Below are 21,927 nucleotides of genomic sequence, written 5' to 3'. Positions count from 1 at the left end.
GCCGGGCGACTCTGACGACCCGACCCGTCGAGGACGCACGGCTGTTGTGGTTCATCAACCTCTACGCGATGAGCCTTGCTGCGCCGCTGCTGCTATCCATCACGTCACCGCGCGAAAGCTTTCAACGTCATGCGTACCGAGTGCACCCCGCGGGCCCTCTGGAACGCCGTATGCGCAGGTCACACGGCAACGTCGATCATGACCTACGACATCTGATCCCCCAAAGTCGCACAGGATCTTTTTCACGCACGGAGGGTCCCGAGCATCTAACGTTCTGTCATGGAGCTCACTCGACCTCCGGCGGCAGGATCCGACCTTGACGCATCAGCGTGGAAGGCGAGCGCGTGCATCCTCTGCGAGTGCAACTGCGGCATCGAGATCCTGGTCGACCCCGCGACCGGCGGCTTCACCAAGATCCGCGGCGACAAGCTGCACCCATCCTCCGAGGGCTACACCTGTAACAAGGCCCTGCGCCTGGACGCCTATCAGAACGGCCGCAACGACCGGCTCATGTCTCCCCTGCGCCGGCGCGAGGACGGCACGTTCGAGGAGGTCGACTGGGACACGGCGTTGGAGGGAATCGCCCAGCGACTGACGGCCATCAAGGACGAGCACGGCGGCGAGTCGATCTTCTACTACGGGGGTGGCGGGCAGGGTAACCACCTCGGCGGTGCCTACTCCCCCGCCACGATGGCTGCGTACGGCGCCCGCTACCGATCCAGCGCGCTGGCGCAGGAGAAGACCGGCGACTTCTGGGTGTCCGCACGGATGCTCGGGCGGCCACACCGCTCCGACATCGAGCACGCCGAGGTGGCGGTCTTCCTCGGCAAGAACCCGTATCAGTCCCACGGATTCCCCCGCGCCCGCTCGGTGCTCAAGGAGATCAGCAAGGATCCGGCCCGTTCGATGATCGTCATCGACCCGGTCCGCACCGAGACCGCCGAGCTGGCCGACTTCCACCTGCAGCTTCGTCCAGGCACCGACCTGCACCTGGTCACGGCGTTGGTCGCGGTCCTGGTTCAGGAGGATCTGATCGATCACGACTGGCTCGCCGAGCGTGCCGACGGACTCGACGCCGTCACGGCGGTCATGCGTGACGTTCCGATCGCGTCGCACTGCGCCATCGCCGACGTGCCCGAGGACCTCGTCCGCGCGGCCGCCAGGCGTATCGCGAGCGCGGACTCGGTCGCGATGCTCGAGGACCTCGGCGTCCAGATGAACCGCCACTCGACCGTCGTGTCGTACGTCGAGAAGCTGGTCTGGTTGCTCACCGGCAACTTCGCCAAGCCTGGCACCCAGTACGTGTTCTCCGGGCTGGCCCGGATCGCCCGCGATCGCGGGAAGGCTCTCGACGAGACGCCACGCACGCCGGTCACCGGCGCGCCGATCATCAGCGGGCTGGTGCCCTGCAACGTGATCCCCGATGAGATCCTCACCGACCGCCCTGCGCGCTTCCGGGCGGCGATCGTGGAGAGCAGCAACCCGCTCCACTCACTGGCCGACAGCCAGCGGATGACCGAGGCGTTCCGCGCGCTCGACCTGCTCGTGGTCATCGACGTCGCGCTGACGGAAACCGCGCTCGAGGCCGACTACGTGCTGCCGGCGCCCACCCAGTTCGAGAAGTACGAGGCGACGTTCTTCGACTTCGAGTTCCCGCGCAACATCTTCCACCTGCGGCACCCGGTCGTCGAAGCACCCGCCGGGATGCTGGCTGAGCCCGAGATCCACGCCCGGCTGTGCGAGCTGTCCGGGGCGGTATGCGAGGCCGACTATGCGGAACTGCGCGCAGCACTCGCCGAGGGCCGCGAGGCGTTCGCCACCGCGATGATGCGCGTGCTGACCGACCATCGCCTCGCGCGCCTTGCCCCAGTGCTGCTCTACCGCACCCTCGGCCCGACCCTGCCCGGCGGGGCGGCTGCCGCCGCGGTCCTGTGGGGCGCATCGGTGATGTGCGCGATGGAGAATCCCGCCGGCGTCGCCAGGGCAGGGTACGGCGACGGTCTGATGGCGGGTGACCGGCTCTTCGACGCCATCCTCGCCGGCCAGCACGGCGTCGTCATCACCGATGACGAGTACGACGCCTCGTGGGAGCGGCTCGGCGGCCATCGCATCCAGCTCGACGTGCCTGAGCTGCTGGAGGTCGTGGCGGGGCTGACCACCGACGATCCCGTCCCGGTCGATCGGGACTATCCCTTCGTGCTTTCCGCTGGCGAACGACGAGCGTTCACCGCCAACACCATCATCCGGGACGGCAGCTGGCGACGACGCGATCCCGAGGGCGCCTTGCGCCTCTCCGTCTCCGACGCGGCGGCGCTCGGGCTGGAGACCGGCGACCGGGTGCGGGTGAGCACGCGGCGCGGCGCAGCCGAGGTGCCCGTGGAGATCGTCGACTCCATGCGCGCTGGCCACGTGTCGCTGCCCAACGGACTGGGCGTCACCTCGCGAAGCGGAGAGCGGGTCGGCGTACGCCTGAATGAGCTCACCGCGTCGGAAGACCGCGACGAGTTCGTCGGGACTCCGTGGCACAAGTACGTCCCGGCTCGCCTGGAGAAGCTGCCTGCTGGCGTCACCGCGATGACGACCTCCTGAGCCCTTTCACCGGTCCTTTCGCGCGAAACGCCCTTATCATCCCCATGTGAGCGCCCCGGCTGGAAAGGGGCCAGTTTCCCGAACAGCGACGGCGTCGGTCGTATTCGTCGACGTCGTGGAGTCGACTGCGCTCCGAGCACGGCTCGGTGAGGAGCGCGCCGATGCGCTCGCCCGTGCCCTCGAGTCACAGATCGGGGCCGTTGTCGGCGAGCAGCACGGCCAAGTCGTCAAGGGCCTGGGCGACGGCGTTCTCGCGGTCTTCGACTCCGCGGTCGACGCCGTCGGCGCGGCGGTCAAGATCCAGCAGCACGCCGAGCTCGCCGCACGCGAATCGACGGACAGGCTCACTGTGGCCGACGGCGAAGATGCGGTACGGCTGCGCGTCGGCCTCTCTGTGGGCGACGTCTCATTCGAGGCCGGGGACGTGCTCGGAACGCCGGTCGTCGAAGCATCTCGGCTGTGCGGAGCCGCGCAGCCCGGGCAGATCCTGGTCGCCGATCTCGTGCGGGCGCTGTCCCGCGGGCGCGGCAGCTTCGTCTTCGAGCCGGTCGGCGAGCTCTCCTTGAAGGGCCTGCCCGAGCCACTCTCCTCCTGCCAGGTGCGATGGGACCCGCTTCCCGCCGACGAGCTCGCCACCGGTGCTCTCCTCCCCTTCCCCGGCCTCCTCGCGAGTGGTGTCGCAGCGACGTACGTCGGCCGCGGTGCCCTCACCGGCTCGATGACCGCGATGCTGCAGTCGGTCCTCGAGAGGAGAGCGAACGTGGCCGCCGCCCTGCTGTCCGGCGAGCCGGGGATCGGCAAGACACGCACCGCGAGCGAGCTCGCGCGACACGCTCACGCGCGAGGCGTACCCGTGCTCTACGGATGTTGCGACGAGGAGCTCGGAGTCCCGTTCCAGCCCTTCGTCGAGGCCCTCGACTTCTACAGCAGCCACCACCCCGAGCCACGACTGGGGCGGCTCCCAGGCGAGCTCGTGCGGTTGTGCCCGGAGTTGTCCGCGCGGGTGGCCGACCTGCCACCGGCGGTCGCCTCGGATCCCCGGACCGAGGAGTATCGCCTCTTCGAGGCGGTCACCTCCTGGCTCCTCGAGGCCTCCCGTCCCGACGGGCTGGTCCTGGTGGTCGATGACATCCACTGGGCGACGAGGTCCACGCTGTTGCTGCTGGCACACCTGCTGCGCGCGGCCGCAGGGGACGACGCGGCGCGACTTTTCGTGGTCGCGACCTACCGGGACACCGAGCTCGACCGGGCGCACCCGCTGACGTCGGTGCTGGCGGACCTGCGCCGGCTGCCGGGGGTGGAGCGCATGGACCTGCGCGGGCTCTCCCTCGAGGAGTCCGTCGCGCTGGTGCAGTCCGTCGCAGGACACGAGCTGGACGACGACGGTCTCCGGCTGGCCCGGCTGGCGTTCGACGAGACCGAGGGCAATCCGTTGTTCGTGGGCGAGGTGCTGCGCCATTTCGTGGAGACGGCGACGGTCAGCCTCGTCGACGGGCGCTGGCAGGTCACCGACCCCGGGCAGATCGACGTGCCCGAGGGAGTCCGGGACGTGATCGGCAGGCGGCTGGGCCGGCTCTCGGAGGAGGCCAACCGGCTGCTGTCCGTCGCAGCAGTGATCGGACGCGACTTCGACCTGGAGCTGGTCGCCCAGGTCAGCGACATCGACGACAACACCATCCTCGATGCGCTCGACGATGCCTGTCGGTCCCGGGTGATCGAGGAGGCCGGCCGCGATCGCTTCCGGTTCTTCCACGCGATGATCAAGGAGACGCTGTACGCCGAGCTGTCTTCGGCCCGCCGGCGCCGGCTGCACGAGGCGGTTCTGCACGCGTTGGAGAAACTGCGGCCCGACGACGCGGTGGCACTCGCCCATCACGCGGTCGAGGCCGGGCCGATCGGAGGCGACAGCAGCGCCGCAGTGGCACACCTGCTCAGTGCGGCCGGCCAGGCCTCCGACTCGCGAGACATAGCCGGCGCGGAGGGCTTCTACCGCCAGGCCATCGAGCTGATCGACGCCGGTGCGCCGGACCCCCACCGACGCGCCGAGGCAACGTGCGGCCTGGGCGAGGCTCAACGCGACCTCGGCAACCCTGAGTTCCGGCAGACCCTGCTCGACACCACCCGTGAGGCGCTCGAGCTCGGCCGCCGCGACCTCGCCGCGCGTGCCGCGCTCGCGAACTTCCGAGGCACCAGCAGCGTCATCAACGACGTCGACGCCGAGCGCGTCGAAGCACTTGAGGCGGTGCTGGCCTCGTACGGCGATGAACGCAACGCCGAGGCCGCCCTCCTCGGCGCCACCCTCGCCGAAGAGACCACCTACGACCACACGGTGCCCGTCGAGCGTCGGCTGGCCTTGGCCGACAGGTCGATCGAGATCGCACGGCAGCTGGGTGACCCAGCAGTGCTCAGCGACGTCCTGCTTCGCGCCGCCCGGACCCAGCTGGTCCCCGACCGAGCGGCGGGTGCTCCCCCGTTGATGGCCGAGGCAGTCCGACTCGCGGACCAGGTTGGCGACCCCTTCCTCGCGGTGATGACCCGGGTGTTCGCGAACGCGGCGTACCTCGGCGTCGGCGACATCGCGAGCGCGCGCCGCTACACCGCCGAGGGGCTCGAGCTGGCCCGGACCGACTGTCCGCCGGCTGCCTTGACCGCCTCCATGGCGAACTGGGTGCAGTACCACCTCTACGACGGGGAGCTCGACGAGGCGGCCTCCCTCAACGACCGCTTCCTCACGCTGGCCACCGAGATCGGCATGGTGGACGCCGAGCAGTGGTGGGCCGCCAACACCCTGGCGATCCAGTACGCCAGGGGCACAGCCGAGGACCTGGCGGACGCCGCCGGCGAGTTCGCAGACCGGTACGGCGAAGCAGCGGCCTGGCGATGCCTGCACGCGACCCTGCTCTGCATGGCCGGCCGGATCGCCGAGGCCCTGGAGATCGTCGACACCTTCGGCCTGCGTCGGCCGGACGCGTTCCCGGTCGACGACTTCACGCTGCTCTCTCAGTCCTATCTCGGCTACGTGGCGCTGGTGATCGACGACGTCGAGCTGGGTCGTGCCGTCGAAGCGGTGCTCCGCCCCCACCAAGACCTGTGGGCCAACGTCGACATCTTCACCAACGGCCCGATCTCTGCGATGTTGGCGGCCGCGGTGGGCGCCCAGGGCAGGTATGGCGAGGCCGACGAGCTGTTCGGTCGCGCCGACGCGCTGCTGGACGAGCGCGGTCTCCACCCGATCCGCAACCCGATCGCGTGGTACCGCGCCCTCAGCCTGTTGCGCAGCCCCGACGCAGAACACCATGCTCGGGCGGAGGTCGTGATCGGTGACGCGATCGAACGGACGGCCGCGGCCGGCCTGGACCGCTTCACCGCCAAGTTCGAGGCGCTACGCGAGGAACCCGGCTGACCTTCCCCGATGCGGCGGACTCGGCGGCGAACCGTGCGGAGTTGCAAACTGCGAAAGGAATGAAGGGAGACGGTCACGAGAGCGGATCATCCAGCGCAGGAAGATGGCGGCGTGCCCGCCCATCGGCCCGCGTCGCCAACGCCTGATGAACGCGATCGGCTGGTGTACTTCCTCGATCAGCAGCGCGGTGCCGTGTTGGCGATCCTCGACGGGCTGGACGAAGAGCAGTTGCGCACGCCCGTGCTGCCGTCGGGTTGGACCCCGATCGGGATGATCCTCCACCTGGCCAACGCCGAGGCGGCGTGGTTCCAGCGGGTTGTCGCCGGGTCACAGTCGGGCGTCGAGTGGGACGATGGCGTCGTCGATCCGCCGTACGATCCGGAGGCCGCCCTCGTGACCGAGCACTCGACGGCGGCGGTGATCGCACACTACCGACGCCAGTGCGAGCACTCGAACGCGATCCTGCGCTCCTGCGCTCCTGCGAACTCGACCAAACCTTGGCCGCCGACCACGGCATGGATTGGCCGGACGAGCCGATCACCGACGTGCGCTGGGTGGCCCTGCACCTCATCGAGGAGACCGCGCGCCACGCCGGCCATCTCGATGCCGCGCGCGAGCTCATCGACGGCAGCGTCGGCCTCGGGCCCCGGTGAGGGTCCCGGCCGCTGGACGTGATCTTTGGGCACTTCAGCCCGGCGGCAGGCGACCTCTGCGACGATGACTCGGGGGCCCACCGGAAGAAGGAACGACATGTCCAAGATCGCCATGATCACCGGTGCGAGCAGCGGGATCGGACTGGCTACCACCAGCGCCCTGGCAGCGGCGGGCTGGGAGGTCGTCGCCACGGCGCGCCAACCAGAGACGGCGGACACCCTGCGCGCACTCGCCGCCGCACTGCCGACGGTGCAGGTCCGCGCCCTCGACGTGACCAGCGACGCATCGGTCGCCAGCTGCGTGAGCTCCGTCATCGACGACCTGGGCGCGGTCGATCTGTTGGTGAACAACGCCGGCGCCGGGCACCGCGGCACACTCGAGCAGCTCGACGTGCGCGAGCTGGCGCAGACGATGGACCTCAACTATCTGGGCGTCGCCCGCGTGACCAAAGCGGTCCTGCCGGGCATGCGGGTCGCGCGCGCGGGCCGAATCATCACCGTGACGAGTCTCAACGGGGTGGTCGCGCTGCCCTTCAGCGACGCCTACAACGCTTCCAAGTTCGCGGTTGAGGGACTGATGGAGGGCCTTGCCGCGGTCATGAGGGAGTTCGGAGTGCACGTCTCGGTCCTCGAGCCCGGTCCCGTGCGCACGCCCTTCTTCGCCAAGCTCGGCGGCAGCGTCGACAACATCGCCGCTGATGATCCCTACAAGGAGCTCATCGATCGGTTCACCGCCACCATGGCCGCCCTCGGCTCCGCGGGGCAGTCACCCGAATCAGTCGCGGAGGTCATCTGCCAGATCGCCGCCGATCCCTCCCCCGCGCTGCGCTACCAGTCCTCGGCGGACGCGGCTGGATTCGCCGCTCGGAAGCTGGTCGACCCCACCGGCAACAGCATCTTGGACGCAACCGGCGCCCTGCTCCAGATGTGACTCTGCGGGTCCCGTCGCCTCGGTGCGCCATCTGCTGGCACATGGGCACCCACGATCGCGCCGCCTGCCCGGATCCGGGTCGATGAGTCGCGGACCACGGCAGAGGCTCGAGCTATGAGCGCGTGGGGTGGTCGTGATCTACGTTGGCAGGCATGCGGAACGTCGATCATGAAGCGCATCTGCCGGTCGGACTCCGTCCGGACTATCCGATCTTGACCGCGCGCCTGGCGCTGCGACCGCACCGGCCGGAGGATCTTGAGGATCTGCTCGAGTTCCACTCCGACCCTGAGGTGGTGCGCTTCGTCCCGTGGCCGGTCCGCGATCGCGAGGCCACCCGAGAGGCACTGGCGGTCAAGGTCGATCAGGGCTGCATCGACCGTCCCGATCAGTGGCTCGTGCTGGCTGTCGAACTCCGCGAGACGGGCCAGGTGATCGGCGAGGTGCTGCTCAAGTGGGCAAGCGCCGAGCATCGCCAGGGCGAGATCGGCTTCGCCTTCGCGCGGCAGCATCACGGAAGCGGGTACGCCGCCGAATCTGCCACCGAGATGCTGCGCCTGGCCTTCGACGACCTGGGGCTGCACCGCGTCACCGCCATGTGCATCGACGGCAATCAGTCATCGGTCCGTTTGTTGCGTCGTCTGGGGTTCGTGCAGGAAGCCCGGCTGGTAGACAACATCTGGTTCAAGGGCGCCTGGGCAACTCAGCTCGTCTTCGCCCTCGTTGAAGACGCCTGGCGAGCACCCACCACAGTCTCGGACGACCTGCGGGAGATCGAATCGCTCGTCCGCCGGTTCTTCGACGCCTTCGCCTCGGGCCCTGGCCTCGACGTCCGGATGGAGGAGCTGCGCACCGCGATGCTGCCCGAGGCCCGGATCGTCCGCACCTGCGGAGTGGTGCCCGCGTCCTACGACGTCGACTCCTTCATCAAGCCGCGGCAGGCACTGCTGACCGATGGCACCCTCACCGACTTCCACGAGTGGCCGACCAGCGGGCGCATCGATATCTTCGGCGACATCGCGCACTGGTTCGGCCGGTACGCGAAGGACGGCCGGATGAACGGTGCGCCGTACGCCGGCGGAGGCATGAAGTCGATCCAGTTCGTCCGCACCGAAGCCGGGTGGCAGATCAGTGCCGCCGCATGGGACGACGATCGGGACGTCCCGTTGACGAGCAGGAGAGGGCCCTCAGCGGCGCCCCACTGACAGAGCGACCGTCACCAGCTCATCGACCTCGATCTGCGCGGACCTGCGGACCACGCCCTTCAGCGGCAGCAGATAGCGACCGTCCTTGGGGAACAGCGCCGTGGTGAAGTCGGTGTCGCCGATCCGCACGACGACCGGCACCTGACCCCAGTACTCGACCCCTCGCGCGGCGACCTTGATGTCGGCGCTCTCCTCCACCGGGATGGCCACGAAGAAGTACGGCGCCGGGCCGCGCCACTCGACGACTGGTCCGGCGAACTCGAAGTCCATGACTTCCATGGGGCCGAGTATCGCCCACCACGACGACGGTGGCGCGGCGCCGCCCAGGGCACCGTCCCGCACCATGCGGCAACGGCGCGACCGCAACTCGCACGCATCCGCATCGCCTGCAGGCCGCCGATCGTGGCCTGCGACATGACCCGCGCTCCCCACACAGCCACGCGACGAAACTAGGCTGTCCGGCGTGAACCGGGCAGTCGATGGCGCCCGAGCCTGGGCGCCCGCGATCGACGGCTGGGCGCGCGAGGCGCTCGCCGAGCTCACTGCGCTGCCCGGCGTACGACGTGTCGGCCTCGCGGTCTCGGAGGGCGGCGGCCGGCGGCTGCTCTTCGCCGCCAGCGACCGCGACAACGCCGAGCGGATCGACTGGTGCGAGGTCGACGCCTACCAGGACGTGCCGCTCAACACGGCGGTCCGCAGTGGCGACTCCATCACCGGCTCGCTTGCCGAACTTCAGCAGGGCTACCCCGCCTTCGTCTCCCGGCAGGACCCGACCGTCACGTCGGCCCTGGTGGCGGTACCGATCAGGGCGACCGGGCAGGTGCTCGGCGGGATCGTGCTCTACCTCGCGGGCACCGGGTCACCTGACACCTCCGATCTCGAGTCGATCGCCGCGGACCTGGGTCGTCGACTCCGACGTAGCCAGCGGCTGCGCCGCCGCCACGGACGGCGACTGGCCGACGAACCGGTGCCCGAGGATGCCCGCGCGGTGTCGTACGACGTGGACACCGACCCACGCACCGTCGGCGACACCCGGCGCAGCGTCGCCGCCACACTGTCCACCTGGGGCCTGGCCGAGGAGCAGGTCGAGACCGCCGGGCTGTGCCTCAGCGAACTGATCACCAACGCGCTGATCCACACGACCCGGGGCTGTGAGGTCCGGGTCGTCCTCGACGGCGGCGTGCTCACGGCCACCGTCCGCGACGAAGGCTCCGAGCACCTTCCGCAGCCCGCGGAGACCGACGTCCTGGCTGGCTACGGGCGCGGGCTGCAGATCGTCGACGCGCTCGCCTCGCGCTGGGGCTCGGTGGTCGACGCGGTCGGTACGACGGTGTGGTTCGTGCTGGACACCTGAGGCCGCGCCCGGGTCAGGGCACGCCGACCAGCGCTGTCCTGGTGCCGTGCGAGCCCTTCACCTTCACCGTGATGACCGTGCCCGCAGGAAGCGACGTGGTGGTCGCCTTCCAGGCCGTGCCGTGCCGCTTCAGGCGCAACCTCGTCGGGTGCGAGATGCTCGAGGTGCTGCTGATGAGCGCGGTCGCCCTGACATGGTGGCCGGCACCACCGACCTTGACGGTGAGCGCGAGCCGGTGGCGTGACTTCCTCTTCACCGAAGGTCTGACGACGAAGTCGTCCCCGCCGATCCGGGCGGCCATGCCGACCCTCGCGGTGGTCGCACGCAGGTTCTTCAGCTCGATGGTCCACGTGCCGTGCCGGCGCACCTTCGCTGCGACCGCGCTGAGCTCCTGACCGGTCGCCACCGTAGACATCTGCCTGCCGTGCGGGTCGAGCAGTCGAGCGCGGATCCCTGCCGGCGCCACCAGCAGCGCGCCCACGCTGGTGCCGGAGCGGACTGCCAGCCGGACTCTCGTCGTGTGGTGTCCTGGCACCCGCACGGTCTTGGCCAGCGCCATGCCGGGCAGGGGGTCGGGTCTCGCAGCCACCACGGCCGGGCGAGGCGACGCCACGGCCCGGGCACCGGCCACGGTGCCCTCAGGTGTGACCTCGAGATGGCGGGTGACGAAGGTGCTGAACGCGCGTCCGTCGTGGGTCATGTTGATGTGCACCAGGCCCTGCTGCTCGGCGCGGTCGACGATCGTCCAGAACGCCGATGTTCGCCACACCACCAGGTCGTTTGGCTCCTCCAACCCGCACAGCACATGGCTCGCGAACTGGTTGAGGAAGCCTCCCGTGGCGATGCCCGCCAGCACAGAGAACTTCGTGCCGCGACGGTCGGTGACGCGGTGGTTGAACACACCCTCGATGAACGCCGGGGTCAGCTGGAAGGTCGGCTGTCCGGTCTTCCCGGCGATGAAGGCCAGATAGGCGCAGTCCGAGCCCATGTTGGGTGTGCCAAGCATGACCAGGTGCGCGACGAGTGGACGGTGATCGGCGACGTCGGGCGCGTGGTACTGCAGGTAGTCGCGCGAGATCAGCCCGCCCATCGAGTGCGCCAACAGGTCGATGTGCGCCGCGTCGTAGCGGGCGCGCAGCTTGTCGATGGCGAACCCCAGGACCCGGGCGTTCCGATCGATCGGGTCGCCCGATCCCGGGTCGGTGTTCATCCCCGTGACCGCCTGGGCGATCCAGTCGCTGCGGATGTTGCTGAACCGGTCGGGATAGCCGTCCCAGGTGGACGCGTCGGAGTTCCAGCCGTGCACCAGCAGCACAGGCTTGGGGCGCACGGACAGGTCGCGGCGGCCACCGCCGTACGGCGTGAGGACCGCGACCTTGTGCGGGTCCGGCTTGTGCGGGAGGTACCACGCGAAGCCCTCGGTGTCCCAGTCGAGGGTCACCTTGGTGTCCGCGCCAGCGGGGAACGTGACCGACGAGGTCGGCTTCAGTCCGTCCTTCGCGACCGGCAGGTCCTTGTCCACGGTGAGGTCGCGGAACCGCACCGGCGCGGTGATGGCGTGCTTGGTCTGGTTGTGCACGGTCGCGGTGACCCGCACGACGTTGCCGTCGAAGGTGCCGTCGTCGGGTACGGCGTGCATCCCGCCCCGGTCGATGTTCGCCTGCTGGAAGTCGATGGCGGTGACGCACAGTGCGCAGCTGACGGTGAGCGTCGACGAGCCGGTCTGGGTGCACGACTCGGTGTCGTCGGTGCGCTCGCAGTTGGGTTCCGCGGGCGACTTCGCGTGGTCGAAGGTCTTGGTGATCTTCGCCGCGGCTCCGGTCAGGGGCTCCGCCGGGAAGTCGACGAAGGCCCCACACGGGTCGTTGTCACCAGCGAACTCGTCGCAGTCGCGCCACATCCCGGGCTCGTACCAGGGCTGTTGCGCGGCGCAGCTGTACTTGCTGTCCGCGCCGTGGCCGGTGGGATTCCCCTCCGAGATCACCCACCTGTGTCCGAGGCCTCCGTCATAGGCAAAGGCCGCCGGGCCAGCGGTGATCTCGTGCCAGCTGCAGTCGGTGGTCGGGGTGATGTTGGCCGAGCAGTCGGGGTCGCCATTGTCGACGTCACATTCCTGCGTGAGGTGCTCCGTGCCGGTGCCGAGGTCGGTCCTGAAGTCGGTGGGCAGCACATAGCCGTTGCCGCCCACCCCGACCGGCGTCTTCGGGTCGTCGGGGTAGTGGCCGGCGAGCAGGATCCGGGTGTCCCAGCTGATCGTCGAGGTGGCGTCGTCGGTGGTCCGCACGTAGCCGTCGTCGGACCTCCCGCTGTAGACCCGGGTCGCGGTGCCGACCCAGTGCGCCTCACCGCCGCTCAGGATCGGCGTGACGTCGGTCGAGTCGGCGACGGCCGGCGCAAGCGACGAGGGCAGGATCGTGACCAGAGCCGTGACCAGGGCGCACGCGAGCGCAAGTCCGAGAGCCCGCACACTCCGCATACCGCAGATGGTGTGCGAGCGAGCGCGGCGGAGTCGTCATCCGTTGGGATGATTTCGGCTGTCTGGTGGCGAAGTCCGGCGTACCGTTGTGCGGTGACGAACCTCGGGCAGCACGGCGCGCCCCGGCACACGATCGCGCACCTGAGCGATCCGCACCTGCTGGCCGGCGGAGCGCTGCAGTACGGCGCCGTTGACACCGAGGTCCGACTCGAACGAGCGCTACGGCTGCTCGGACGCCTCCAGACGCCGCCCGAGGCTCTGGTCTTCACCGGGGACCTGGCCGACAAGGGCGAGCCGAAGGCCTACCTACGGCTGCGCGAGATCGTCGAGCCGGTCGCGGCCGACCTCGGTGCCGAGGTGGTCTGGGTGATGGGCAACCACGACGAGCGGGCGGCCTACTCCCACGGCCTCTTCGACGCCGAGTCCGAGACACCTCAGGACCGGGTCCATCACATCGGCGGGCTGCGCATCGTGGCGATGGACAGCACGGTGCCCGGCTGGCACCACGGCGAACTCACCGACGATCAGCTCACGTGGCTGGCCGACCTCCTGGCCGAGCCGGCCCCCGACGGCACGCTGCTGGCGATGCACCACCCCCCGATCCCGATGCCGATGCTCCCGCTGGCCGAGCTCATCGAGCTGCACGACCAGCGCCGACTGGCCGAGGTGGTGCGTGGCACCGACGTGCGCGCGGTGATCGGCGGGCACTTCCACTTCACGTCGTTCTCGACGTTCGCCGGCGTCCCGGTCTCGGTGGCCGGGGCAACCTGCTACACCATGGACGTCGCGCCCGCCGACCGGCTGCTGTCCGGGGTCGACGGCCACCAGTCGTTCACGATGCTGCACCTCTACGACGACCAGGTGGTGCACTCGGTGGTGCCGACGGCCGACGCGGTAGAGGTGACCGGCTATGCCACCGAGATGGCCGAGCCGTTCGCCGCCCTCAGCGCGACCGAGCAGTTCGAGCTGGTCTCGCGCAAGGACTCCTGGCTCAACTCCGGGACCGGACCAGCCGACTGAACGCCGTCGCCACCGGTCGCCAGGCATCGGCCAGGGCGACCTCGGCGACCCGCACCCCGTCGACGTAGGCCGACACGTCCTCGCCGCGGGCCGCATACTCCCCACGATCGTGCTCGGCCCAGGCCGCGCAGATCTGGGCGCCGGCCTCGGGATGGCACTGCAGGCCCCATGCGGTCGGGCCGAACCGGGCAGCCTGCACCTCTCCCCCGGCTGCTCGCGCGAGCACCTGCACCGACTCGGGCAGGCCCACGACGATGTCGTGGTTCCACTGCACCGCCACCGCCGGAAGCGAGGCGAGGAGCGGATCGGCACCAGCGGTCTCGGTCCAACCCATGGGCAGCACTCCGATCTGCTGGCCGTCGGGATTGCGGACCGAACGTCCGCCGACGCTGACGGCGAGCAGCTGATGACCCAAGCAGATCCCCAACAGCGGCACCTCCCGAGCCAGCGCATCGGCACACAGCGCGCGCACCGCCGCTAGCCAGGGAGCCGACTCGTCGTCGTGGGCGTTCGGCGACCCGCCCAGGACGACGACACCGACGTGCTGAGGCGTGGCGCCGACCGGCTCCCCGCGGTCCGGACGGCGTACGTCGAGCTGGCAGCCCTCCTCGAGCAGCCAGTCGCCGAACCACCCCGGCGGGCAGTCCGACTGGTGCTGGACGACCAGGATCTTGCTCATGAGCACAACCTAGGGGGCGTCCCTCGACCGCCGTGCAGGTTGCGGGCAAGTCGCCGGTGGAGCAGGCTAGCCGGGGAATAGAACGTGTTCTAGACGAAGGGCTCGCGATGACCGACTCCCCCGCCCGCTTCGACCTCGTCGTGGTGGGCTCCGGTGGGGGCGCCATGACCGCGGCGCACCTTGCCCAGAAGCGCGGCCTGTCCACCGTGGTGGTCGAGAAGACCGCACTGCTCGGCGGGACGTCGGCGTACTCCGGCGGCTCCTGCTGGCTGCCCGGCTCGCAGGTCCAGCAGCGTGCCGGCCTGACCGACTCCACCGAGTCGGCGCGCAGCTATCTCGACGCGGTGCTCGCAGACCCCGACCCGATCAAGATCGACGCCTTCCTTGCCACGGCCCCCGGCCTCGTCGCCGCGCTCGAGGACGATCCCACGATGGAGTTCGAGTGGTCGCCGTTCCCGGAGTACTTCGACGCGCCGGGGCGCGTCGGCGGGGGACGCTCCATCCAACCGGTGAAGGTCAGGCGCTCCGACCTGCCCGACGTCGTCGCTGCCCTGGTCCGGCCGCCGATCGAGCGTGATCGCGCTGGAGAGCGCGGCCGCAACACCCTCAGCGGCGGCCAGGCGCTGATCGCCCGGCTGCTGTGGGCCTTCACCCGGGACGGCGGCACCGTGCTGACCGGCCACTGCATGGACCGGCTCGTCGTCGAGGACGACCGCGTGGTCGGGGTCGAGGCGGTCAGTGAGTCGGGCAGGGTCCGGATCGACGGCCGGTGCGGCGTCCTGCTGGCGGCCGGCGGGTTCGAGCACAACCAGCCGTGGCGCAGCCAGTACGGCGTGCCCGGCGACTCGCGCTGGTCGATGGCTCCCGCCGGCACCAACACCGGCGAGCCGATCGCCGCGGCCTGCGAGATCGGAGCCGCGACCGATCTGCTCGACCAGGGCTGGTTCTGCCCCGGTCTGGTGCAGCCCGATGGCTCTGGGAGCTTCACTTTGGGCTTCCGCGGCGGGCTGATGGTGGACCAGACCGGGCACCGCTACGCCAACGAGTGCCTGCCCTACGACCGGTTCGGCCGTGAGATGGCGAGGTCGGCGGACCGGGTGCCGTCGTGGTTCGTCTTCGACGACCGCGAGGCCGGCCGACTTCCCGCGATCGCGATGCCCGAGGGCGACCCCGAGGCGCACCTCGCCGGCGGCACCTGGGTGCGTGCGGACGCGCTCGAGGAGCTCGCAGACGTGCTCGGGCTGCCCGACCTGCCGGCCACGGTGGCCCGGTTCAACGACTTCGCGACCACCGGCGTCGACGAGGACTTCGGGCGCGGGGGCGACGAGTACGACACGTTCTTCGCCGGCGGCGACGGGCCCAACACGGCACTGACCCCCATCGACCGGCCGCCGTACTATGCCGCGCAGTTCGTGCTCTCGGACCTGGGCACCAAGGGCGGCCTGGTCACCGACGCCGCGGCCCGGGTGCTCGATGACCAGAGCCGGCCGATCGCCGGGCTCTACGCGACGAGCAACGGTGCAGCCTCGGTGTTCGGAGCCGTCTACCCGGGGCCGGGTGCGCCGCTGGGCAGCGCGATGGTGTTCGGCGCGCTGGCCGTCGAGGACCTGGCTCCGCCAGGGTGATCCTCGCTCGTCCTAGTCGAGATAGTCGCGCAGCACCTGTGAACGGCTGGGGTGACGCAGCTTCGACATCGTCTTCGACTCGATCTGGCGGATCCGCTCGCGGGTCACGCCGTACACCTTGCCGATCTCGTCGAGGGTCTTCGGCTGTCCGTCGGTGAGGCCGAACCGCATCGACACCACCCCGGCCTCACGGTCCGACAGCGTGTCGAGCACGGCGTGCAGCTGTTCTTGCAGCAGCGTGAAGCTCACCGCGTCGGCCGGGACGATCGCCTCGGAGTCCTCGATCAGGTCGCCGAACTCGGAGTCGCCGTCCTCACCAAGAGGGGTGTGCAGGGAGATCGGCTCGCGGCCGTACTTCTGCACCTCCACGACCTTCTCCGGGGTCATGTCGAGCTCCTTGGCGAGCTCCTCCGGCGTGGGCTCGCGACCGAGGTCCTGGAGCATCTGCCGCTGGACTCGGGCGAGCTTGTTGATCACCTCGACCATGTGCACCGGGATGCGGATGGTGCGAGCCTGGTCGGCCATCGCCCGGGTGATCGCCTGCCGGATCCACCAGGTGGCGTAGGTCGAGAACTTGTATCCCTTGGTGTAGTCGAACTTCTCCACGGCACGGATCAGGCCGAGGTTGCCCTCCTGGATCAGGTCGAGGAAGAGCATGCCGCGACCTGTGTAGCGCTTGGCCAGGGAGACAACCAGGCGAAGGTTGGCCTCCAGCAGATGGTTCTTGGCGCGCCGTCCGTCGGCGGCGATCCACTCGAGCTCTTCGAGCATCTTCGGCGAGATCTTGCCGCCCTTGGCGAGCTTCTCCTCGCTGAACAGGCCGGCCTCGATCCGCTTGGCGAGCTCGACCTCCATCTCGGCGTTGAGCAGCGGCACCTTGCCGATCTGCTTGAGGTAGTCCTTGACCGGGTCGGCGGTGGCACCGGCCACCATCACCTGCTGCTCGGGCTCGTCGGTGTCGTCGGCGGCGGAGACGATGAAGGACGCCTTCTTCTCGTCCTCCTCGATCGTCGGGTCAGCCTTGACGTCGGCCTCGAACTGCTCGTCGGGGACGTCGGCCAGCACCGGCTTGCCGTCGGGGCCGATCACCTGGGCGGTCGCCTGCAGCGCCTCGGCAGTGCCGGGGGCGATCTTCTTGGCGACCGGCGCCTTCTTCGCCGCAGGCTTGGCGGCGGGCTTCTTCGCGGTGTTCGGCGCCGCCGTCGCCTTCTTGGCCGTCTTTCCGGCAGGGGATGAGCTCGCGGACACGAACTACCTCTCGGGTCGATCTACGGGGGGCACTGATGCGCAGCCGTTGTGCTGTCTGGGTTGCTTCTCACTGGGCTCGCGGCGGTCCCGGGCACACCAAGGCTCGTACCTGTCAACAGCCGCACGGACCATTGTGACACGCGGCCAAGCGGCACCCGACCGCACCTGTCCAGCATGAACGCTCGGATCCGCCGGAGGTCACGCCGTACGGCGGCTTCCGATGCCTGTGGAGAGTCCGTGCTGAGCGGGCCCTCGGGGGGCATCATGGCGGCATGTCGCCGGAATGGGTGCGGGGCGGAGTGCCCCTGGCAGGACTGGTCAACATCGCGATGCAGCAGTTCGTCGCCGATGCCGGCCGGCGCCGCAAGCTACCGGTCACGCTGCACGTGGGGCTCCCCGGTGGCGAGACCCGTTCGGTGTGCGACCAGCCCTGGTACGACCACGGTCTGAGGGCCGACCTCGCCACCTGTGCGATCGACGGTCTCGAGGTCCCCGACCCACTGGCCTGGATCTCCCGGGGCGGCGACCTGAAGCCCCACGACGCCGACTGGGACTGGCTGGCCGCAGCCCGGACGGCGCACGACCGGCACGGATTGGCGATGCCGGGGTTCTTCCTGGTGACGCGGTACGGCTGGGCGGAGCTGGTCGGTGGCCAGCAGCATCCGTGGCACCGGGTCAGACCGGCTCGGCTGCTCCGTCACGACGCCTAGCCTGTCTCGACCGGCCGGTCCCACTCATGCACCGGAGCGTTGGCGTGCATCCGGTCGAGGTAGTCGAGCAGCGTCCGGCGGACCGCCTCTCCGCGGTCGACGCCGGTCGCCTCACGCTCGTGGACCCGGCCGGCGAACCAGGAGGCACCGTTCTGCCCGACCACGCAGCGGCGCTCGATCACCTCGAGCAGCCGGTCGGCCTCCGCTGCGTCGACGCCCCAGGTCGCAAGCCCCTCGCGAGCCATCGGCAGCAGCCTGCGCAGTACCAGCTCGGTGCTGGAGACCTCCCCGATGCCGGGCCAGTAGACCCGAGAGTCGATTCCCCACCGGGCGGCGGCGTGGAAGTTCTCCTCGGCCGCCGAGAACGACATCCGGGACCACAGCGGCCGCTCGCTCTCCGCGAGGGACCGCACCACGCCGAAATAGAACGCGGCGTTGGCCATCGTGTCGATGACCGTGGGACCGGCCGCGAGCACCCGGTTCTCGACCCGGAGGTGCGGCACGTCGCCGACCACGTCGTAGATCGGTCGGTTCCACCGATAGATGGTGCCGTTGTGCAGCTTGAGCTCCTCCAGGGCCGGCGTGCCACCTGCCTCCAGGACCGCGACAGGGTCCTCGTCCTCGGTGATCGGCAGCAGGGCCGGGAAGTAGCGGGCATTCTCCTCGAAGAGGTCGAAGATCGAGTTGATCCAACGCTCGCCGAACCAGACGCGCGGCCGCACCCCTTGGGTCTTGAGCTCCTCGCTCCGGGTGTCGGTGGCCTGCTCGAACAGCGGGATCCGGGTCTCGTGCCACAGCTCCTTGCCGAGCAGGTACGGCGAGTTGGCGCCCAGGGCGAGCTGGATGGCAGAGATCGACTGCGAGGCGTTCCAGTAGGCCGCGAAGTTGTCCGGGCTCACCTGGATGTGCAGTTGGGTGCTGGTGCACGCGGCCTCAGGCATGATCGACTCGGAGGTCGTGCGCAACCGCTCCTGCCCGGAGATGTCGATGAGCAGGTCCTCGCCGCGCGCGGCCAGGATCTGGTCGCTGAGCAGCTGGTAGCGGGGATTGGGGCTGATCGTGGCGGGCCCGAGGTGTCCGGCCTCGAGTGTCGGGAGGATGCCGATCATCACCAGATGGGCGTCGACCTCGTTCGCGGCCCGTTCCGCGTCGTTGAGGCTGGCGCGCAACGTCTCCTCGAACCGGGCCGCGCCGTTCTCGTCCAGCCGCCGCGGCGGGACGTTGATCTCGAGGTTGAACTGCCCGAGCTCGGTCTGGAAGGCGGGGTTGGCGATCCGACTCAGCGCCTCGACGTTCTTCAACGCCGGCCGGCCCTCGTCGTCGACGAGGTTGAACTCGATCTCGAGCCCCGTCATGGGGTCCTCGGAGTCGAAGCGGGACTCCCGCAGCATCAGCGCCAGCACGTCGAGGCAGCGACGCACCTTCTCTCGGTAGCGCGTCCGGTCGGCGCGGCTGAACTCCTGGAGGTCGACGTCGCGTCCCATGTCCGCACACTACGGCGCAGATCGCCCCACCGGGATCCCCGACGGGTTCCTCACCCGGCCCCGTCGGCACACATCTCGTCCCACACCGTCGGCGGGACGGCGCCGAGCAGCAGGTCGGCGATGCACTGCGCCAACGAGTAGTCGGGGTCCACCTCCGTGCATCGGTCCAGAGCGCACCACGCCAGCGCACCGTCGCCAGCGAGCCAGGCCGCGAACCCCAGCAGCGCGGCGGCGGGCGGCAACAACTCGTCGGGGGCTCGCCGGACCAGGTCGCGCCACACGTCGACACACGCGGCGGCGTTGTCCCGGGTCATCTCCGCCCAAGCCAGGTCGCGGAGCGGGATCGACCGGCACAGGGCGAGCACCCGGCCCGCGTCGGCGGCCGTGAGCGGCAGACCGCCGCGACGCCGAAGCCTGGCCCGCAGGCAGGCCAGCAGCCACTGCGCATCGCGCGCGACCGGTCCGGGCGCGGACCCCGCCGCCATGATCGCCTCGGCCGCCCGGGCGACGGCCTCGCGGTCGTCCTCATCGGTGCCGACCAACGTGTCGGCCAGCGCCTCACGAGAACGCTCCACGACCTCACCCTCGAAGACCCGCTGGGTGGTGAACGGGTGCCCCGTGACGTCGTACGCCGTGCCCTCTGCGCCGTCCTCCAGCGCCGGGAAGTAGCGCTCGGCCTCCACCCGCACCACATCGATCACGTCGACGCCCGCGGCGTGCAACCGGTCGCACAGCACCCTCCCCTGGGCCGCCGCGACCTCGGCATCGGTCGAGTAGATCAGCACGGCCGCCCCGGTCCCGCGGTTGCGCACCACGGCGCCGACGAGCATCTCGGCGATCTGGTGCTGGTCGTCGGTCCCCGTGAGCAGGTCGACCCGCGCGTGGAACGTGCCCCCGGGCGACCCGAAGGCCATCAGCACGACGTCGTCATGCGGTTGGAAGCCCAGCGCGTGAGGAGCGATGGCGATCAGGTCGACGGCCGTGCGTGCGGTGTAGGTCTCGTTCGTCATGGCGACACCGTGCGCCCGGCCGGGGACCGTTCCGTGCCCCCTCGAAGACGGCTGTGGAAAGGTCCCTGCTCGGCTCGGATGTGGACCCGGAACGGTCAGCCGTCCTCCGCTGCGCGTGGCACCATGCACGGGTGCGTGCCGAGGCGTCCATCCTGCATGTCGACCTCGATGCCTTCTTCGCCGCGGTCGAGCAGCGCGACAAGCCGTCCCTGCGCGGCAAGCCGGTCGTCGTCGGGGGCGTCGGCGGTCGTGGAGTCGTGGCCACCGCGTCGTACGAGGCGCGCAAGTACGGCGTGCACTCGGCGATGCCCACCTCGGAGGCGCGGCGCCGATGCCCGCACGCGGCCTTCCTCTCCGGCAGATTCGAGGCCTATCGGGACAGCAGCCGGCGGGTGATGGAGGTTCTCCGCTCGATGAGCCCGCTGGTCGAGCCGCTCTCCCTGGACGAGGCCTTCGTCGACCTCGCCGCGGCCGACCTCGCTGATCTCACCGTCGCGACGGTCAGTCGGGTGGGCCGCGAGCTCAAGCAGCGGTTGTACGACGCCACCCGCGGGCTGACCAGCTCGGTGGGCATCGGCACCTCCAAGCTGGTCGCGAAGATCGCCAGCGACCTCGACAAGCCCGACGGACTGGTCGTGGTGGCACCAGGCATGGAGCGCGAGCTGCTCGGTCCGATGGCGGTCACCGTGATCCCGGGGGTCGGCCCTGCCACCACCGAGCGGCTGCGGCGCATCGGCGTGCACACGGTCGGTGACCTGGAGCAGATCAGCGAGGAGGAGCTGGTTCGCGTCCTGGGCCGCGCCCACGGCCGGGGCCTGCACCTGCTCGCTCGCGCCGAGGACGACCGGCCCGTGACGGCCTCCCGCGAGGCGAAGTCGATCAGCGTGGAGGACACCTACGAGACCGACCACGTCGATCGACGACTGCTCGAGGCGCTGCTGGACCGGCAGGCGGCCAAGGTCACCGAACGGCTCGGTCGTGCGGGGCTGTCCGGCCGCACCATCACCCTCAAGGTCCGGCTGCACGACTTCTCCACCCACACCCGGTCGACGACGCTGCCCGCGCCCACCGACGACGCACGCACGGTGTCCCGGTTGGCTCGTGCACTCCTCGGCGAGGTGGACACGTCGGGCGGAGTGCGGTTGCTGGGGGTCGGGGTCTCGGGCCTCGCCGACTGGATCCAGGACGACCTCTTCACCGCGGAGGACCCCGACCCGGCCCCGGACGATGCCGGCGACGTGGTGGATACGTCGGCGGCCGCCGACGTGATCGCGACCCGGCGTCGGACCGGCTGGCACCCGGGCATGGACGTCGTCCACGACGAGCACGGACCAGGGTGGGTGTGGGGCTCGGGCAAGGGAGTGGTCACCGTCCGGTTCGAGACGGCCGAGACGGGTCCCGGCCCGGTCCGGTCGTTCCCCGCCGACGACCCCGCGCTCCGGGCCCCCGTGCTCGCCGACGACTCATAATCGGCACTCGGCGACGCCGTCGACCTGACCATGGAGATGCGCGCAGGGTGCGCCGATCCCGTGGACCGACACCT

The 21,927-nt window shown here is 70.1% G+C and carries 16 protein-coding genes and 1 pseudogene; 11 read left to right on the top strand and 6 right to left on the bottom strand.

What is annotated here, in order from left to right; genetic code table 11:
• The first annotated feature begins 279 nt into the window (after positions 1-279).
• The 6 genes and pseudogenes from Q9R13_RS00580 (at position 280) to Q9R13_RS00555 (ending at position 8,778) form a co-directional block, all read left to right on the top strand.
• The gene (locus Q9R13_RS00580) at positions 280-2,589 is read left to right on the top strand and encodes a molybdopterin-dependent oxidoreductase (protein ID WP_310963091.1); all 2,310 of its coding nucleotides are present in this window, start codon (positions 280-282) and stop codon (positions 2,587-2,589) included.
• Positions 2,590-2,635: 46 nt separating this feature from the next.
• Complete coding sequence (locus Q9R13_RS00575; RefSeq protein WP_310963090.1) at positions 2,636-5,992, top strand: ATP-binding protein; 3,357 nt, start codon at positions 2,636-2,638, stop codon at positions 5,990-5,992.
• A gap of 111 nt (positions 5,993-6,103) precedes the next feature.
• Positions 6,104-6,460 (top strand): annotated as a pseudogene (locus Q9R13_RS00570) (mycothiol transferase); the annotation flags it as partial.
• A 47-nt stretch (positions 6,461-6,507) separates the two neighbouring features.
• Positions 6,508-6,645: a mycothiol transferase gene (locus Q9R13_RS00565; protein ID WP_310965141.1), complete on the top strand. Its 138-nt coding sequence runs from the start codon at positions 6,508-6,510 to the stop codon at positions 6,643-6,645.
• A 97-nt stretch (positions 6,646-6,742) separates the two neighbouring features.
• On the top strand, positions 6,743-7,576 hold the full coding sequence (locus Q9R13_RS00560) for an SDR family oxidoreductase (protein WP_310963089.1): 834 nt from the start codon (positions 6,743-6,745) through the stop codon (positions 7,574-7,576).
• Positions 7,577-7,728: 152 nt separating this feature from the next.
• On the top strand, positions 7,729-8,778 hold the full coding sequence (locus tag Q9R13_RS00555) for a GNAT family N-acetyltransferase (protein ID WP_310963088.1): 1,050 nt from the start codon (positions 7,729-7,731) through the stop codon (positions 8,776-8,778).
• On the opposite strand, the gene Q9R13_RS00550 is transcribed toward Q9R13_RS00555, so the two are convergent.
• Positions 8,761-9,057 (bottom strand): DUF1905 domain-containing protein, encoded by a 297-nt coding sequence (locus Q9R13_RS00550; RefSeq protein ID WP_310963087.1) that lies wholly within the window; start codon positions 9,055-9,057, stop codon positions 8,761-8,763. The genes Q9R13_RS00555 and Q9R13_RS00550 overlap by 18 nt on opposite strands.
• 184 nt (positions 9,058-9,241) lie before the next feature.
• On the opposite strand from Q9R13_RS00550, the gene Q9R13_RS00545 reads away from it, so the two are divergent.
• Entirely contained in the window at positions 9,242-10,132 is an 891-nt protein-coding gene (locus Q9R13_RS00545) for an ATP-binding protein (RefSeq protein WP_310963086.1), read from the top strand.
• A gap of 13 nt (positions 10,133-10,145) precedes the next feature.
• On the opposite strand, the gene Q9R13_RS00540 is transcribed toward Q9R13_RS00545, so the two are convergent.
• Positions 10,146-12,608 (bottom strand): esterase/lipase family protein, encoded by a 2,463-nt coding sequence (locus Q9R13_RS00540; RefSeq protein WP_310963085.1) that lies wholly within the window; start codon positions 12,606-12,608, stop codon positions 10,146-10,148.
• 93 nt (positions 12,609-12,701) lie between these two features.
• Here Q9R13_RS00540 and Q9R13_RS00535 point away from each other — a divergent pair, with 93 nt between their 5' ends.
• Positions 12,702-13,628 carry a metallophosphoesterase gene (locus Q9R13_RS00535; protein WP_310963084.1) on the top strand — a complete coding sequence of 309 codons (927 nt, stop codon included), beginning with the start codon at positions 12,702-12,704 and terminating at the stop codon, positions 13,626-13,628.
• On the opposite strand, the gene Q9R13_RS00530 is transcribed toward Q9R13_RS00535, so the two are convergent.
• Entirely contained in the window at positions 13,600-14,307 is a 708-nt protein-coding gene (locus Q9R13_RS00530; RefSeq protein ID WP_310963083.1) for a type 1 glutamine amidotransferase, read from the bottom strand. The two genes, Q9R13_RS00535 and Q9R13_RS00530, sit on opposite strands and share 29 nt — an antisense overlap.
• A gap of 107 nt (positions 14,308-14,414) precedes the next feature.
• Between Q9R13_RS00530 and Q9R13_RS00525 the strand changes: the two genes are divergently transcribed.
• Entirely contained in the window at positions 14,415-15,932 is a 1,518-nt protein-coding gene (locus Q9R13_RS00525; protein ID WP_310963082.1) for an FAD-binding protein, read from the top strand.
• A gap of 12 nt (positions 15,933-15,944) precedes the next feature.
• Here Q9R13_RS00525 and Q9R13_RS00520 read toward each other — a convergent pair whose 3' ends face one another.
• Complete coding sequence (locus tag Q9R13_RS00520) at positions 15,945-17,180, bottom strand: RNA polymerase sigma factor (protein WP_310963081.1); 1,236 nt, start codon at positions 17,178-17,180, stop codon at positions 15,945-15,947.
• Positions 17,181-17,452: 272 nt separating this feature from the next.
• On the opposite strand from Q9R13_RS00520, the gene Q9R13_RS00515 reads away from it, so the two are divergent.
• Positions 17,453-17,890, top strand: coding sequence for a hypothetical protein (locus Q9R13_RS00515; protein WP_310963080.1), 438 nt, complete (start codon positions 17,453-17,455; stop codon positions 17,888-17,890).
• On the opposite strand, the gene Q9R13_RS00510 is transcribed toward Q9R13_RS00515, so the two are convergent.
• A complete protein-coding gene (locus Q9R13_RS00510; RefSeq protein WP_310963079.1) occupies positions 17,887-19,374 on the bottom strand; it encodes a glutamate-cysteine ligase family protein in 1,488 nt (495 codons plus the stop codon). The genes Q9R13_RS00515 and Q9R13_RS00510 overlap by 4 nt on opposite strands.
• Positions 19,375-19,424: 50 nt before the next feature.
• Positions 19,425-20,384, bottom strand: coding sequence for a DUF4192 domain-containing protein (locus Q9R13_RS00505; RefSeq protein WP_310963078.1), 960 nt, complete (start codon positions 20,382-20,384; stop codon positions 19,425-19,427).
• A gap of 131 nt (positions 20,385-20,515) precedes the next feature.
• Between Q9R13_RS00505 and Q9R13_RS00500 the strand changes: the two genes are divergently transcribed.
• Positions 20,516-21,853, top strand: coding sequence for a DNA polymerase IV (locus Q9R13_RS00500; RefSeq protein WP_310963076.1), 1,338 nt, complete (start codon positions 20,516-20,518; stop codon positions 21,851-21,853).
• The last annotated feature ends 74 nt before the right edge of the window (positions 21,854-21,927 follow it).

Source organism: Nocardioides marmorisolisilvae (assembly GCF_031656915.1).
Lineage (GTDB): Bacteria > Actinomycetota > Actinomycetes > Propionibacteriales > Nocardioidaceae > Marmoricola > Marmoricola terrisoli.
Note: the sequence above shows the minus strand (reverse complement) of the source record. Positions and strands in the feature narration are given on the sequence as shown.

What these genes read in the sequence shown, in the direction of transcription:
- Q9R13_RS00560 (WP_310963089.1), top strand. Translation starts at nt 6,743, where the DNA reads ATGTCCAAGATCGCCATGATCACCGGTGCGAGCAGCGGGATCGGACTG.
- Q9R13_RS00525 (WP_310963082.1), top strand. Translation starts at nt 14,415, where the DNA reads ATGACCGACTCCCCCGCCCGCTTCGACCTCGTCGTGGTGGGCTCCGGT.
- Q9R13_RS00580 (WP_310963091.1), top strand. Translation starts at nt 280, where the DNA reads ATGGAGCTCACTCGACCTCCGGCGGCAGGATCCGACCTTGACGCATCA.
- Q9R13_RS00510 (WP_310963079.1), bottom strand. Translation starts at nt 19,374, where the DNA reads ATGGGACGCGACGTCGACCTCCAGGAGTTCAGCCGCGCCGACCGGACG.
- Q9R13_RS00515 (WP_310963080.1), top strand. Translation starts at nt 17,453, where the DNA reads ATGTCGCCGGAATGGGTGCGGGGCGGAGTGCCCCTGGCAGGACTGGTC.
- Q9R13_RS00565 (WP_310965141.1), top strand. Translation starts at nt 6,508, where the DNA reads ATGGATTGGCCGGACGAGCCGATCACCGACGTGCGCTGGGTGGCCCTG.
- Q9R13_RS00540 (WP_310963085.1), bottom strand. Translation starts at nt 12,608, where the DNA reads ATGCGGAGTGTGCGGGCTCTCGGACTTGCGCTCGCGTGCGCCCTGGTC.
- Q9R13_RS00555 (WP_310963088.1), top strand. Translation starts at nt 7,729, where the DNA reads ATGCGGAACGTCGATCATGAAGCGCATCTGCCGGTCGGACTCCGTCCG.
- Q9R13_RS00505 (WP_310963078.1), bottom strand. Translation starts at nt 20,384, where the DNA reads ATGACGAACGAGACCTACACCGCACGCACGGCCGTCGACCTGATCGCC.
- Q9R13_RS00530 (WP_310963083.1), bottom strand. Translation starts at nt 14,307, where the DNA reads ATGAGCAAGATCCTGGTCGTCCAGCACCAGTCGGACTGCCCGCCGGGG.
- Q9R13_RS00550 (WP_310963087.1), bottom strand. Translation starts at nt 9,057, where the DNA reads ATGGAAGTCATGGACTTCGAGTTCGCCGGACCAGTCGTCGAGTGGCGC.